At 62.9% G+C, this 13,845-nt stretch carries 6 protein-coding genes; 3 read left to right on the forward strand and 3 right to left on the reverse strand.

The genetic code is table 11. From position 1 onward, the window contains the following. Nucleotides 1–136: 136 nt before the first annotated feature. The 3 genes from GTP27_RS07285 to glnE all read right to left on the reverse strand — a co-directional run bounded on the left by GTP27_RS07285 (nt 137) and on the right by glnE (nt 6,698). Nucleotides 137–3,103: a TonB-dependent receptor domain-containing protein gene (locus GTP27_RS07285; protein WP_229633493.1), complete on the reverse strand. Its 2,967-nt coding sequence runs from the start codon at nt 3,101–3,103 to the stop codon at nt 137–139. A 225-nt stretch (nt 3,104–3,328) separates the two neighbouring features. Then, the gene (locus GTP27_RS07290) at nt 3,329–3,790 is read right to left on the reverse strand and encodes a cache domain-containing protein (protein ID WP_161038506.1); all 462 of its coding nucleotides are present in this window, start codon (nt 3,788–3,790) and stop codon (nt 3,329–3,331) included. A gap of 139 nt (nt 3,791–3,929) precedes the next feature. Further along, nucleotides 3,930–6,698 (reverse strand): bifunctional [glutamate--ammonia ligase]-adenylyl-L-tyrosine phosphorylase/[glutamate--ammonia-ligase] adenylyltransferase, encoded by a 2,769-nt coding sequence (glnE, locus tag GTP27_RS07295; protein WP_161038507.1) that lies wholly within the window; start codon nt 6,696–6,698, stop codon nt 3,930–3,932. 209 nt (nt 6,699–6,907) lie between these two features. On the opposite strand from glnE, the gene GTP27_RS07300 reads away from it, so the two are divergent. From GTP27_RS07300 to tldD, 3 genes are read left to right on the forward strand one after another with little or no spacing between them, the layout of a single operon-like run. Further along, complete coding sequence (locus GTP27_RS07300; RefSeq protein WP_161038508.1) at nt 6,908–11,152, forward strand: YhdP family protein; 4,245 nt, start codon at nt 6,908–6,910, stop codon at nt 11,150–11,152. A 48-nt stretch (nt 11,153–11,200) separates the two neighbouring features. Further along, nucleotides 11,201–12,001: a carbon-nitrogen hydrolase family protein gene (locus GTP27_RS07305; protein WP_161038509.1), complete on the forward strand. Its 801-nt coding sequence runs from the start codon at nt 11,201–11,203 to the stop codon at nt 11,999–12,001. A gap of 43 nt (nt 12,002–12,044) precedes the next feature. Then, nucleotides 12,045–13,505: a metalloprotease TldD gene (tldD, locus tag GTP27_RS07310; RefSeq protein WP_161038510.1), complete on the forward strand. Its 1,461-nt coding sequence runs from the start codon at nt 12,045–12,047 to the stop codon at nt 13,503–13,505. The last annotated feature ends 340 nt before the right edge of the window (nt 13,506–13,845 follow it).

Genomic DNA, 13,845 nt, shown 5'->3' on the forward strand with positions numbered 1-13,845 from the left:
GATGGGTGCAGTCGTAGAGAATTCTGTGCCGATTATAGAAAAGTCATGCCGGCTTTTCTATGCGCCATAAGTGGGGATGGCGGGCAGCCCGACTGGCTAGGCCGGCTAGTTCGCAAGAACTAGCCGGCTGTGCTGCTTACAGGGTCACGCGCAGGCCCAGATAGTAGCGCCGGCCGATGGCGTCATAGGTCGAGCTATCCGTTTCCGTGCCGGGCTGGTTGCCGGGCAGGCCGGTGATGATGGGCGGTGCTTTGGCATTGAAGATGTTGTCCATGCCCAGATACAGCTGCACGGCCTTGCGCAGGTCGTAAGTCAGCTGCACGTCGTGGTAGGTGCGCGATCCTACGCCTACCGTGCCGGGGGCAATGTTCAGGCTTTTCAGGAACTGGTCGTCGAGCGAGACAGGACCGTTATAGGTGGTGACCCAGTTGATACCTAGCTGCTTCCATTTATAGGCCAGATTCAGGCCGGCCCGGTTGCGTGGCGCATTGGTATTGTTGGCCGTGACTTCGCCCACATCGGAATTTTCCGGCGCTTCCGGTGTAGCCTTCTGCCACAGCTGGCGCAGCCAGGTCCAGCTCAGCCGTGCGCTCAGATCGCCGGGGCCCAGCTTGTCGGCCCATGAGGCGCTGACATCGACGCCTTCCGTGCCCAGCCCGCCGCTGTTGGTGACGCTCAGGTTGCTGTACTGGATGGAACCGGCGCTCAGATTACCCACTGGCGCAGGGCGGCGCACGATGAAGCTGCAGAAGGTTGGATTGTTGTGGTTGTAGCACTGGTCGAGCGCGTACTGGCGGTCGGTGGCGACGATGGCGTCGGCGATCCTGATCAGGAAGTAGTCGGCCGTGAAAGTGAACTTGCGCAGCATGGGGATGCCGCGTGGCGTCACCACCAGCCCGACAGTCGTGGAGCGGCCTTTTTCCGCCTTCAGACTGGGGTTGCCGCTGTTGTAGCCGCTGATGCCTTGCTGGTCGGCCTGATTGAGCGTGAATACGCCGCCATGGGCTGCCATGTTGGCGGCCACGCCGGGGGCATTGCGGCAGTTCAGCCCCAGCGCGCTGTTATCGTTGATGCCGACGCCTTCACAGGGATCGACCAGCCCGTTGGGAAAGTCCTGGCTGGGCGCCGTGTACAGTTCGTTGATATTGGGTGCGCGGGTGGACTGGGCGCGCGTGCCGCGCAGTTTGATATCCTGCGTGAGCTGCCATTCGAGGCCGGCGTTCCAGCTGTTGGCGCTGCCCACGGTCGAGTAGTCGCCGTGGCGGAAGGTGCCGAGGAAGCTCAGTTCGCGCAGCCACGGCCTATCTTTGAGCAGCGGCACGCGCGCTTCCACAAAGGCTTCGCGCACGGTGAAATTGCCGTAGGTGGGCGGCAGCGCATTGCCGGCATTCTGCCCCGTCTGGGTGAGGGGATCGGGCACGGCGCTGGAATCTTCGTCGCGCCATTCCAGCCCCGCCGCAATGCCGATGGCTCCTGCGGGCAGGCCCGGCACTTCACCCGTCACGCTGGCGCCGGCCAGCTTCTGGGTAATCGCTGTTTCCAGCGAACCGGGCGCGGTGACGTATTTGAGGGCGGCCGGGCTGATGCTGTTAAAGCCGAACAGGCTGATGGGCACGCAGCCTTCCGCCACGGCCGAACTATTGGCGCAGACGGGCGTGCCGCCGGGGCCGGGTATGGCTTCGAGCGCATTGCGCAGGCTGGCCACATTCACCTGTCCGGTGGAATTCTGGGCTTCCTTGGTTTTGCCGTAAGCCACAAAGGCTTCGTAGTTCCACTGGCCGAAGCTGCCCTTCATACCGGTGGCGAGGCGGAAGGTGTCGCGCTCGACGACGGAATGGCGCGGACCGAATTCACTGAGGCGGCGGGTAAAGAAATAATCGGGGATGCCGTCGCCATCGGTATCGCTGATGCGCTCGTACAGGTATTGCGGGATCAGGGGATTGCGCACCAGCACGCCGTTGACCATGGCGCCGGCCGGCACCTGTCCGGACGGTTTGTACACCTGATCGGAACCGAGCGGGAAGGGCTCGATATTGGTAGCGACCCTGGACGACGCATAAGTACCTTCGAAGAAAGCGCTGTGCTGGTCGTTGAAGGCCCAGTTGCCATTGGTGGCGAACAGGTAGCGTTCGACCGGCACGGCGATCAGGCGGAAAGCCGAGCGGTTGAAACCGGTGGCACCGTTGCCGGCAGCATCGTTGCCGTTCTGGTTCCACGGAATGATCTGGTTGTTGGCGTCAAAAGTGAAGTCCTCGGTATCGCCGAAAAAATGCCCTTGCGGCGCATAGCCGGAATAGTTGGGGCGGCGCGCCACAAACGCCAGTTCCGGATGGCCCTGGGTAATGGCGGAAGTCTGGTCCACGGCCGTGGCGGCGCGGTCGCGGCTGTAGACGGCGCCCTGTTTCGAGTAGCCGAAGTGGCCCATCAGATTGCTGGCGCTGTCACTGCTGGTAATGCCGAAGGTCAGCGCCAGTTTTTTCTTGAAGTCGTCATGCTGGTCGCTGCGCCCCGTCTGCGCATCGAGCAGCACGCCGTTGAAATTCTTTTTCAGGATGATGTTGATGACGCCGGCCACGGCATCCGAGCCGTAGGTGGCCGAAGCGCCACCGGTCAGCAGTTCCACCCGTTCGATGAAGTCGGTGGGGATGGTGTTGAGGTCGACGGCGCTGTCGCCGGGCACGCCGGAAACGAAGCGGCGGCCGTTAACCAGCACCAGCGTGCGGCTGTCGCCCATATTGCGCAGGTTGACGGTGGTAACGCCGCCGCCCGAGGTGAGGAAATTGGAGTTGCCGCGGCTCAGAGTCGGCGTGCCCATGGTGGGATTTTTCTGCAATAAATCCTGCAGATTGGTGGCGCCCGAGGCGGCGATGTCGGCCGAACTGAGGATCTGCAAGGGCGAGGGCGAAGCAGCAGCCGGCGAGGCGATGCGTGAACCGGTGATCACCACTTTCTGCATGCTGTCGCTGGCAGGCGCTGGGCTGTCAGGGGTCTGTGCCAGTGCTGCGCTACCGGCGCAGACGCTGGCTGCGCCCAGACTGCCGAGGCAGAGCAGATACAGCGGACGGTGGCGTAGATCGTGGGTACATAAGACGGTCTGGTTCATGCGCGGACTCCTGTAGTTGGCGAGGTCGGCCTGCAGCGCGGGCTGCAGGGCTGGCTGTACAAGGTGATCGCTAATAGACCAGACGGTGCGGATGGGAGTTCCGCGCGAGCTTGATATTTTTGCAGCGTGTTGTGCTGTCTCTGGCGTGCGCTGGTTAGTGCGGACGAAAAAAAACCGGAAGGGCCAGTAGCAGACCCCTTCCGGTTGCTTGTAGAGCAGACAGGCTTATTTGTAGATGCCCGAGCCCACCAGCACATCATCGACTTTTTCGATGTAGCCGGATTTGCTTTCCACTGATTTGGTCACCGGATTAGGCCATTTGAAATCGACCCAGCCTTTGCCCTTGGTTTTGGCCAGATCGACCATTTCCTTGATCATGGGTTTGCCTTCGTTATCTTTCAGATCGATCAGGCGTTTGCCCACCATCTTGGGATTGTTGCCGTGGGCGACGGCCACACCGTTCATGTCGTACACATAGATGTACATATCGCGGTCATGGAAAGTGGTATTGGCCGGATCCGAGATCGCGGCAAAGGCTTTTTCCTTGCCTTCGGACTTGATCAGGGACACGGCTTTTTTCACCATGGCCATGGCTTCATCCGGGCTGCCTTTGTCGGCGGCATAGCTGTAAGTGGATGCGGCGAGCAGGGTAATACCCAGCGCGGCGGCGCGCAGTAAGGCTTTCATGTAGTTTCTCCTCGTTTTATGGTTATGCAGAGGCGAGTGGCAGCGATGTTGTAGCCGCTGTCTCACGCCTGCAGTGCGAACCAGTGTAGACCAACTCTCGCTATTGTGCGAATCGGGAAGTTGGGTTGGAGCAACATTTCTACATAAATATTTCTTTCCAAAGTGCGCTAACCTGTGCTGCGTGATGCGCCACCAGTGCCGGTTCCACCCGTGCCAGATCCTGCCCTTGCAGGCGCAGCTGGTGTTGCAGTTTGCGTAACTGGCGGTAGGCATCGCCGACGGCGCTGGCATGCTCGACGGAAATAAGTCCCAGTTCGCCGAACATGCGCAGCAGGGCGATATTGCCGGCGTTGGCCGTCAGCTGCGGATAGCGCGCCGCATGCTGCAGCACCAGATACTGGACGATGAATTCGATGTCTATCATGCCGCCCGGGTCCTGCTTCAGATCGAACAGGGCGCTGTGGTTGGGCTTGGCATCCATCATGCGCTTGCGCATGGCGATGACTTCCTGCCTGAGCGGGCCATCGGCCGGGCGTTCCTTGCGCAGCACGGCTTCGCGGATCGCCTCGAAGCGCTGGCCTATGGCGGTATCGCCGGCGCAGAAGCGGGCCCGCGTCAGGGCCTGATGTTCCCACACCCAGGCCGAGCTGCTCTGGTATTTCTCGAAGGCGGCGACGGTGGACACCAGCATGCCGCTGGCGCCGTCGGGCCGCAGCGCCGTGTCGATATCGAACAGGATGCCGGCCGAGGTATGGGTGGTCATCCACGTAATGAAGCGCTGCGCCAGCTTGGCATACTGGGCCGGGGCTTCCTGATCGCTGTCGTCGTACAGGAAGATCACATCGAGATCGGACACATAGCCGAGCTCCTTGCCGCCCAGTTTGCCGTAGGCGATGACGGCAAACTGCGGCACTGCGCGATGACGGGTGGCGATGGTCTGCCAGATGGCGCTGATGGCCGCCGCGACGATGGTATCGGCCAGCGCCGACAGGTGGTCGGCCAGTTTTTCCACCGTCAGGTCGCCGGCCAGATCCTGTGCCAGCAGGTGGAACAGCTGGGCGTGATGGGTTTCGCGCAGGATGTCCATCTGGCGCTCGGTGTCGCTGGGATCGGCGGCCAGCTGGCGCTGCAGGTCGGCAGCTACTTCGGCGGCGTCGAATTCGGTGCTGCGCAGACGGCCATCGAGCAGCTCGTCTAGCAGTATCGGGTGCTGGCTGAGGAATTTGGCGGCCCAGCCGCTCGCATGCATCATGCCGATCACCCGTGCCAGCGTATGGGGGTATTCGGTCAGCAGCGACAGATAGGCCGAGCGGCGCGCGATGGTTTCGAGGAAGTCCAGCAGCCGTCCCAGCGTGGCCTGCTGGCTGCCGCCGCTGGTTTCGCAGGAACACTGGATAATCAGCGGCAGGGCCAGATTCACCAGTCCCAGCAGGCGGTCGCGGCTGGCTTCGGGCAGCGACTGCAGGCGCGGCGCCTGCCAAGTGCCGATCAGGCGCTGGGCAGCGCCGGCCGCATCGTCGAAACCCAGCGCGGCAAAGCGTGCCACCATGGCTTCCCGGTTATCGGGATCGGCGCAGGCGTCCGATACCTGCGGGTTGATGGCGTCGCCCGCTGCGCTGCCGCCGCTGCTGCTGGGACTATTGCTCTTGTCGGAGAACATTTCGTCGAACTGGCCGGCGACGAACTGGCGGTGCGCTTCCAGCTGGGCCAGCAGGGCGGCGCTATCGTCCAGCCCCATCATCTGCGCCACCAGCAGACGGTCGGCCTCGCTGGCGGGCAGGGTGTGGGTCTGGGCGTCGTCCAGATACTGCAGGCGGTGTTCGAGATTGCGCAGGAAGGTATAGGAGGCCAGCAGCTGATACACGATGGCGTGGCTGAGCAGGCCTTTTTCCGCAATGATGCGCAGGGTGGTGCGGGTGGAGCGGTCGCGCAGGGCGGCATCGCGGCCGCCGCGGATGAGCTGGAACACCTGCGCCAGAAACTCGATTTCGCGGATGCCGCCGCGGCCCAGTTTGACGTTGTTGCTGCGGTCCGGATGCAGCCTTTCCTGCCGGTTTACTTCGGCGCGGATCTGGGCGTGCATATTGCGGATGGCATCGATCACGCCGAAATCCAGATAGCGGCGGAACACGAAAGGCCGCACGATGGCTTCCAGTGCCGCGATATCTTCTGGCGCGCCGGTGACGGCGCGCGCCTTGACCCAGGCATAGCGCTCCCATTCGCGCCCCTGCACGATCAGATACTGCTCCACCATGTTCAGGCTGCAGGCCAGCGGACCGGAATTGCCGTTGGGGCGCAAGGCCATATCGACGCGGAAGGTAAAGCCGTCCTCGGTAATTTCGGCCAGCGCGGCAATCAGGCGCTTGCCCAGGCGGATAAAGAATTCATGGTTGGACAGGCTGCGCTGGCCCGCCACGCTGGTGACGGTGTCGCCATCTTCGGGATAGACGAAAATCAGGTCGATATCGGACGAGACATTGAGTTCGCCGCCGCCCTGTTTGCCCATGCCCAGCACCATCAGCTGCTGCGGGCGGCCGGAATCGCGCCCGGTCGGCATGCCGTGCGCGGCCACCAGTTCGGCCATCAGCTCCTCCACATGGCGGGCGATGGCGAAATCGGCAAAGCGCGTCATCGCCGTGACCACCTCGTTCAGATTGGCCAGCCCGGCCAGATCGCGCCGGATCAGGCCATTCACCAGCAGGTTGCGCAGGCGGCGCATGGCGCGGCCCAGCGGCAGGGGCGGCGCGCCGGTTTTGGCCTCGGCTTCGCGCTGCAGATAGGCGGCCAGATCGATCTGGTCCAGTGCCACGGCGGCAACGGCGTCGGACTGGGCGGCTCGCTCGGGGGCGGCAGCCAGCCAGCGCTGGTAGAAACGGGATACGGTAGCTGCGGTCTTCGGTGCACTCATGTAGGGTTCTATCCTGTGGGCCAAGCGATGGACGAACTGCCGCTTAGCAGTGGTAACGACTTGTAAAACTGCCCCGCGTCCGGCCTGTCGAACGCTGCGCCGGGCCGGGCATAGGGTAGAATGGCCGCGCTGGCGCGACCATCCGCCTTCGAGTGTAGCGATTTATTGGATGCATGGCCTGAATTATTAGCTGATTTTTTAGCGGATTGATGCAAAAACAAGATGACCAGACAGTGAGCGCAAGCCCGCACGGCCCGGAGTCCGGCGAGGGCTATATCGCTACGCGCTGGCACCGGCTGACGGCGTTCTACCGCTTCTGTAATCTGGCTAGCCACCATGTGCTGGGCTTCACCGTGAAGCTGGCGCTGCTGCTGTATTTCGCCTTTGCCATCCTGTTCCTGACCCTGCGCTATGCCGTGCTGCCGAATATCGACCATTACAAGGGCGATATCGAGCGGCTGGCTAGCCGCGCCGTCGGTAATGCCGTCAGCATAGACCGGGTCTACGCTTCTTGGCACGGCCTGCGTCCCAATCTCTTCCTAGGCGATGTGGTGCTGCACGATGCGGCAGGCCGTGCCGCCCTGAGCCTGCCCAGCGTGTCGGCCACCCTCTCGTGGTGGAGCGTGGTGTCGGCCACCGTGCGCTTCGAATCACTGGAGCTGGTGCGGCCCGATCTGAGCGTGCTGCGCGATGCGCAAGGCCGCCTGTATGTAGCCGGCATGCTGCTCGATCTGAATAAGCCCAGTGACGGCAAGGGCGCCGACTGGCTGCTGGCACAGCGCGAAATCGTCATCCGCGAAGGGCGCGTGCAGTGGCTGGACCAGCAGCGTAAAGCGCCCTTGCTGGCGCTCGACAGCGTCAATGTGGTGCTGCGCAACCAGTGGCTGCGCCACCAGCTGGCCGTGCGCGCCACGCCGCCGGCCGCGCTGGCCGCGCCGCTCGATGTGCGCGCCGATTTCAGCCATCCGGCGTTTGGCGCGCGGGTGTCGAATGTCTCGATGTGGAAGGGCGAGCTGTATGCCGATATCCGCAACACCGATCTGCTGACGTGGAAACCATGGCTGGACTTCCCGTTCGAACTGCATAGCGGCGGCGGCTCGCTGCGCGCATGGCTGGGCATAGACCAGTCGCGCCTGACGGGCTTTACGGCCGATCTGGGACTGGTCAACGTGTCGGCCGTGCTGGGCAAGGAGCTGCCCGTGCTGGACCTGCGCCAGCTGAGCGGGCGTATCGCCGCCAAAGAAGAATTGCCGAATGTGCTGCCGCTGGCAGTCAAAGGTACGGCGCGCGCCGGCTTTGGCGCGCTGGGCCACTCGGTCGAGCTGAGTAATCTGACCCTGACCACTAGCGACGGTTTCGTCATGGCGCCTACCTCGCTGTCGGAGCGCTACGTCGCCGCCAGCGGACCGAAAGCGGAACAGACCATCATCAGTGCCGCCCAGCTGGACCTGCAGACCATGGCAGGGCTGGCCGAACGTCTGCCGCTGAGCGACCATCAGCGCCAGTTGCTGGCCGATTTCGCTCCGCGTGGCCGCCTGCAGAACTTTTCCGCCGAATGGCGCGGCGCCTATCCGGCCCTGCAGTCCTACCGAATCAAGGGCGATCTGGTGGGGCTGGGCCTGAAACCGCAGCCGCCCCGGCCCGGTCAGGCCAAGACGGCGCGCTCGCCCGCCATTGCGGCCATGCCGGCCATCCCCGGTTTCGAGAATCTCAGCGGCGCGATCGACGCCACCGAGCAGGGCGGCAGCTTCAGCCTGAACTCGCAGCAGCTGGTGCTGCAGATGCCCGATTATTTCAGCAGCCCGTCGATGCCGTTCGAGCACCTGAACCTGAAAGCGCGCTGGAGCTTCGAGCGCGACAATATGCTGCTGTTCCAGATCGACAGCATGGACTTTCTGCAGCAGGGCATGAGCGGCACGCTGCAGGGCAGCCACCGCATGCCGCTGGTCGGCAAGGGCATGGGCACGGTGGATTTTACCGGCACGCTGAATAACTTCCAGATCAACCGCATCGATAACTACCTGCCTATCCAGACCCCGCACGATCTGCGCGCGTGGCTGACGGGCGCACTGGAAGGCGGCGTGGCCAGCGATGTCAGTCTGCGCCTGCGCGGCGATCTGGCCCACTTCCCCTTCCACGGCGAGAGCGGGGCGGAGCGCAACCGCGGCGAATTCCGCGTGGCCGGCAAGATCAGCGAAGGCAAACTCAATTACGCGCCGGGCCAGCATCTGCATGACGGCAAGGAGCTGGGCAAGGATGGCAAACCGCTGCCGCTATGGCCGCAGGCCGAGCATATCAAGGGCAGCTTCGTGTTCGATCGGGCCCGCATGGAAATCCGCGGCGATACGGCCAGCACGGGCGGCGTGGCGCTGAGCGGCGTGAAAGCCGTGGTAGCCAATCTGGATGCCCATAACGCCCTGCTGGAAATCGACGGCAATGCGGCCGGTCCCATGCAGGAATTCCTCAAATATGTGGCCAGCAGTCCGGTGCTGGAATGGATCTCGAACTTTACCGACGAAACGCAGGCCAGCGGCAATGCCAGGCTGGCGCTGAAGCTGCAATTGCCGCTGTCTCATCTGATCGACGCCAAAGTGCTCGGCACGCTGCAGCTGCAGAACAATGAAATCACCCTGATGAACGACCTGCCGCCCGTGCAGGCAGCGCAGGGCAAGATCGAATTCAACGAGCGCGGCGTCAACCTCAACCAGCTGTCCGGTAACTTCCTCGGCGGCCCGGTCAGCATCACCGGCGGCAGCCAGCGCGATAATGCCATCGTGGTCAAACTGGGCGGTACCCTGACGGCAGACGGCTTCCGCAAACAGTATGGTTCGCCCGCCATGCAGCGCCTCGCCAGCCACTTTGCCGGTAGCACGCGCTACACGGGCACGGTAACGGCGCGTGACCATCAGGTGACGGTGGCGGTCGATTCCAGCCTGAACGGGCTGGCGGTGGACCTGCCTGTGCCGGTGCACAAGAGCACCAGCGAGGCCATGCCGCTGCGCTTTGTACTCAATAGCGCGCTGACGCCTGATAGTGCCGGCGCGCTGCATGACGATATCCGCATCAGTCTGGGTGGGAATATGGCGGCACGCTACCAGCGCGCCAAGACGGGCAAGCAGCCATGGAAGCTGGTACGCGGCGGCATAGGCATCGCCACGCCGGCGCCGGAACCGGACAGCGGGCTGGCCTACAACATCAATCTGCGCGCACTGAACGTGGATGCGTGGCTGGACTTCGCCAGTTCCATCGGCGGCACTGGCAACAGCGGCAGCAGCACCGCGACAGCTAGCCCCGCTGCGGCTAGCGATAGCGCCGATCTGCTGCAATACGTGATGCCAGACACCATCGCCGCGCGCAGCAGCGAGCTGATTATCGGCGACCGCAAACTGGAAAATGTGGTGCTCGGTGTGGGGCGCCAGAAAACCGTGTGGCAGGCGAATATCGATTCGACTCAGGCCAACGGCTATCTGACGTGGAGCGAGCCGTCCACCGGCCAGGGGCTGGGCAAGGTCACGGCGCGCCTGTCCTCCCTAGTGATTCCGGAATCGGCCTCCAAGGATGTGCAGGATCTGCTCGACAGTCAGGCTGCCAGCACCACCATCCCGGCGCTCGATATCGTGGTCGAACGCTTCGAACTGTTCAACAAGGCTCTGGGCCGGCTGGAACTGCAGGCCAATAATGTCCAGCTGGGGGCGCAGCGCGAGTGGCGTGTCAGCAAACTGCTGCTGTCCAATCCTGACGGCGAATTCAAGGGCAGCGGCAAATGGGTCAGCAAGGATGGCGTGCATGATTCCAGCCTGAACTTCGATCTGGCCATCAGCAACGCCGGCAAGCTGCTGGACCGCTTCGGCTTTGCCGGCACGCTCAAAGGCGGCAAGGGCAATCTGTCCGGCGATATCGCGTGGAAGGGGCTGCCGTACTCGCTGGACTGGCCCACGCTGGCCGGCCAGATCAAGATGAATGTGGAAAAAGGCCAGTTCCTGAAGCAGGACCCGGGCGCCGCCAAGCTGCTTGGTGTGCTCAGTCTGCAAGCCTTGCCGCGCCTGCTCAAACTCGATTTTCATGATGTATTCTCGGAAGGGCTGGCGTTCGACGGCATTACTGCCAATGCCGCCATCAGCCACGGCATCGTGCGTACCGATAATCTGAAAATGCACGGCGTGGCCGCCACCGTGCTGATGGACGGTAGCGCCGATCTGGCCAACGAAACGGCCAATCTGCATGTGGTGGTGATCCCCGAGGTCAATCTCGGCACCGCGCCGCTGGTGTATGCGCTGGCCGTCAACCCCGTCATCGGTCTGGGCAGCTTCCTCGCCCAGCTTTTCCTCAGCGCACCCGTGATGAAGGCGCTGACTTATCATATGCAGGTGACGGGACCGTGGAAAGCGCCGGTGGTGACCAAGATCGAAACGGCCAAAACGGAAGTGCCGCCGCCACCCAAGGGGGCGCCCTGAAGGGGAGCGCTTTTTCCACCAGCCTGTTCAACGAGTGCGAGTGACAACATGACCCATACCGTAGCTGCCATCCAGATGGTTTCCTCGCCCAGCGTGGCGGACAATATCGCCACCGCGCGCCGCCTCGTCACGGAAGCGGCAGCCGGCGGCGCGCAGCTGGTGCTGCTGCCCGAATACTGGGCCATCATGGGCCACAGCGATAGCGACAAGGTGGCCGTGGCCGAACCGCTGGGGCAGGGGCCACTACAGGATTTCATGTCCGGCCTCGCGCGCGAGCTGGGCATCTGGCTGATAGGCGGCACTCTGCCGCTGGCCTCGCACGATGCCGCCAAAGTCATCAACACCACGCTGGTGTACAACCCGCAGGGCGAGCAGGTCAGCCGCTACGACAAGATCCACCTGTTCGGCTTCAGCAAAGGCGGCGAGAGCTACGACGAATCGCGCACCATCGTGCCCGGCACGGCGCCGGGCGTGTTCGAGGCGCCGTTCGGCAAGGTGGGCATGTCGGTCTGCTACGACCTGCGCTTCCCCGAGCTGTACCGCGCCATGGGTCCGCTGGCCCTGATCGTGGTGCCGGCTGCATTCACCTATACCACCGGTCAGGCCCACTGGGAAATCCTGCTGCGCGCGCGCGCCATCGAGAACCAGTGCTATGTGCTGGCAGCGGCGCAGGGCGGCCAGCACCCGAACGGCCGCCGTACCTGGGGCCACAGCATGCTGATCGATCCTTGGGGCGCAGTCAAAGCCGTGCTGGCCGAGGGCGAGGGCGTGGTGCAGGGTCAGATCGACGCGGTGTATATGGACAGCGTGCGCAGCAGCCTGCCGGCACTGAAACACCGCACCATGTGAAACGGCGCTACAATCCTGCCGTACCACTTAAATAGAAGCCAACATGAAGCCATTTGAACCGAATCTGTCCACCCTTGCCGTTGCGCGCGATATCCTGCTGACGCCGTTCGGGCTGGATGAAGCCAAGCTGCTCAAGACGCTGGGCTCGATGTTTACCCACAAGGTCGATTATGCCGACCTGTACTTCCAGTTCACCAAGAACGAAGGCTGGAGTCTGGAAGAGGGCATCGTCAAGACGGGCAGCTTCTCGATCGATCAGGGCGTGGGCGTGCGCGCCGTCTCCGGCGACCGCACGGCATTTGCCTATTCCGACGATATCTCCGAAGCAGCCCTGCTGTCGGCGGCCAGCGCTACCCGCACCATCGCCCGCGCCGGTGCCGGCAAAGTCAAAGTGGCCAGCGCCATGACGCCTACCGGTGGCCGTGCGCTGTATCTGCCCAATGATCCGCTCGCTTCGCTCGACGCCACCGCCAAAGTCAAACTGCTGGAACGCCTCGAACAGATGGCGCGCAGCAAAGACCCGCGCGTGGTACAGGTGATGGCCAGTCTGGCGGCCGAATACGATGTGGTGCTGGTGGTACGCAGCGATGGCGTGCTGGCGGCCGATATCCGTCCGCTGGTGCGCGTTTCGCTGACCGTGATCGCCGAGCAGAACGGCCGGCGCGAAATGGGCTCCTCCGGTGGCGGCGGCCGCTACGACTACGGCTATTTCACTGACGCGCTGCTGGAGCAGTACGCGCAGGACGCCGTCAGCTCGGCGCTGGTCAATCTCGATGCGCGTCCCGCTCCGGCCGGTCCGATGACAGTGGTACTGGGACCGGGCTGGCCCGGCATCCTGCTGCACGAAGCTATCGGCCACGGTCTGGAAGGCGATTTCAACCGCAAGGGTTCGTCTACTTTCTCGGGCCGCATCGGCGAACGGGTAGCCGCCAAGGGCGTCACCGTGGTCGACGACGGCACCCTGCCGGACCGCCGCGGTTCGCTCAACATCGACGACGAAGGCAATCCGACCCAGTGCACCACGCTGATCGAAGACGGCATCCTGAAAGGCTATATCCAGGACACCATGAATGCCCGCCTGATGAAAATGCCGGTCACCGGCAACGCGCGGCGCGAATCGTTTGCCCACCTGCCCATGCCGCGCATGACCAATACCTATATGCTGGGCGGCGACAAGGACCCGGGCGAAATTCTGGCCTCGGTCAAGAACGGCCTGTATGCAGTCAATTTCGGCGGCGGCCAGGTGGACATCACCAACGGCAAATTCGTCTTCTCGGCCAGCGAAGCCTATATGATCGAAAACGGCAAGATCAGCTATCCCGTCAAGGGCGCTACCCTGATCGGCAACGGGCCGGAAGTGCTGAACCGGGTGTCCATGATAGGCAACGATATGCGTCTCGATCCGGGCGTGGGCGTGTGCGGCAAGGAAGGCCAGAGCGTGCCGGTGGGAGTAGGCCAGCCGACTCTGCGCCTCGATGGCGTGACGGTGGGCGGTACCGTGTAAAAGTTGCTTTACGGCAGTGGAACCGATGAAAATTTTGTTGCGGGCCCCTGCCGTGTAGAAAAAAAGCCCTTGCCAAGTGCCAAGCTATGGGTTTATAGTCGTTGCAGCTGATGCCTGACCGGGCGTCGAAACCGAAACGGAAGCTTGTACATGACCCGCTTTTTCTTTACCGGCTATTTTTACTTTAGCAATTCCAACCCAGAGGCGGTGGAGTAGCGGCCGGTGCACGTAGAAGCAAAAACGAGTTCCAGCAAATTCCGAAAAAACCGCCTCCGAGGCGGTTTTTTTTTACCCCGACACTTTGCAATCTGATCTGAGCCTGACTTAATTTACTTTTTTG

The organism is Duganella qianjiadongensis, assembly GCF_009857915.1.
Taxonomy (GTDB): Bacteria; Pseudomonadota; Gammaproteobacteria; order Burkholderiales; family Burkholderiaceae_D; genus Rugamonas; species Rugamonas qianjiadongensis.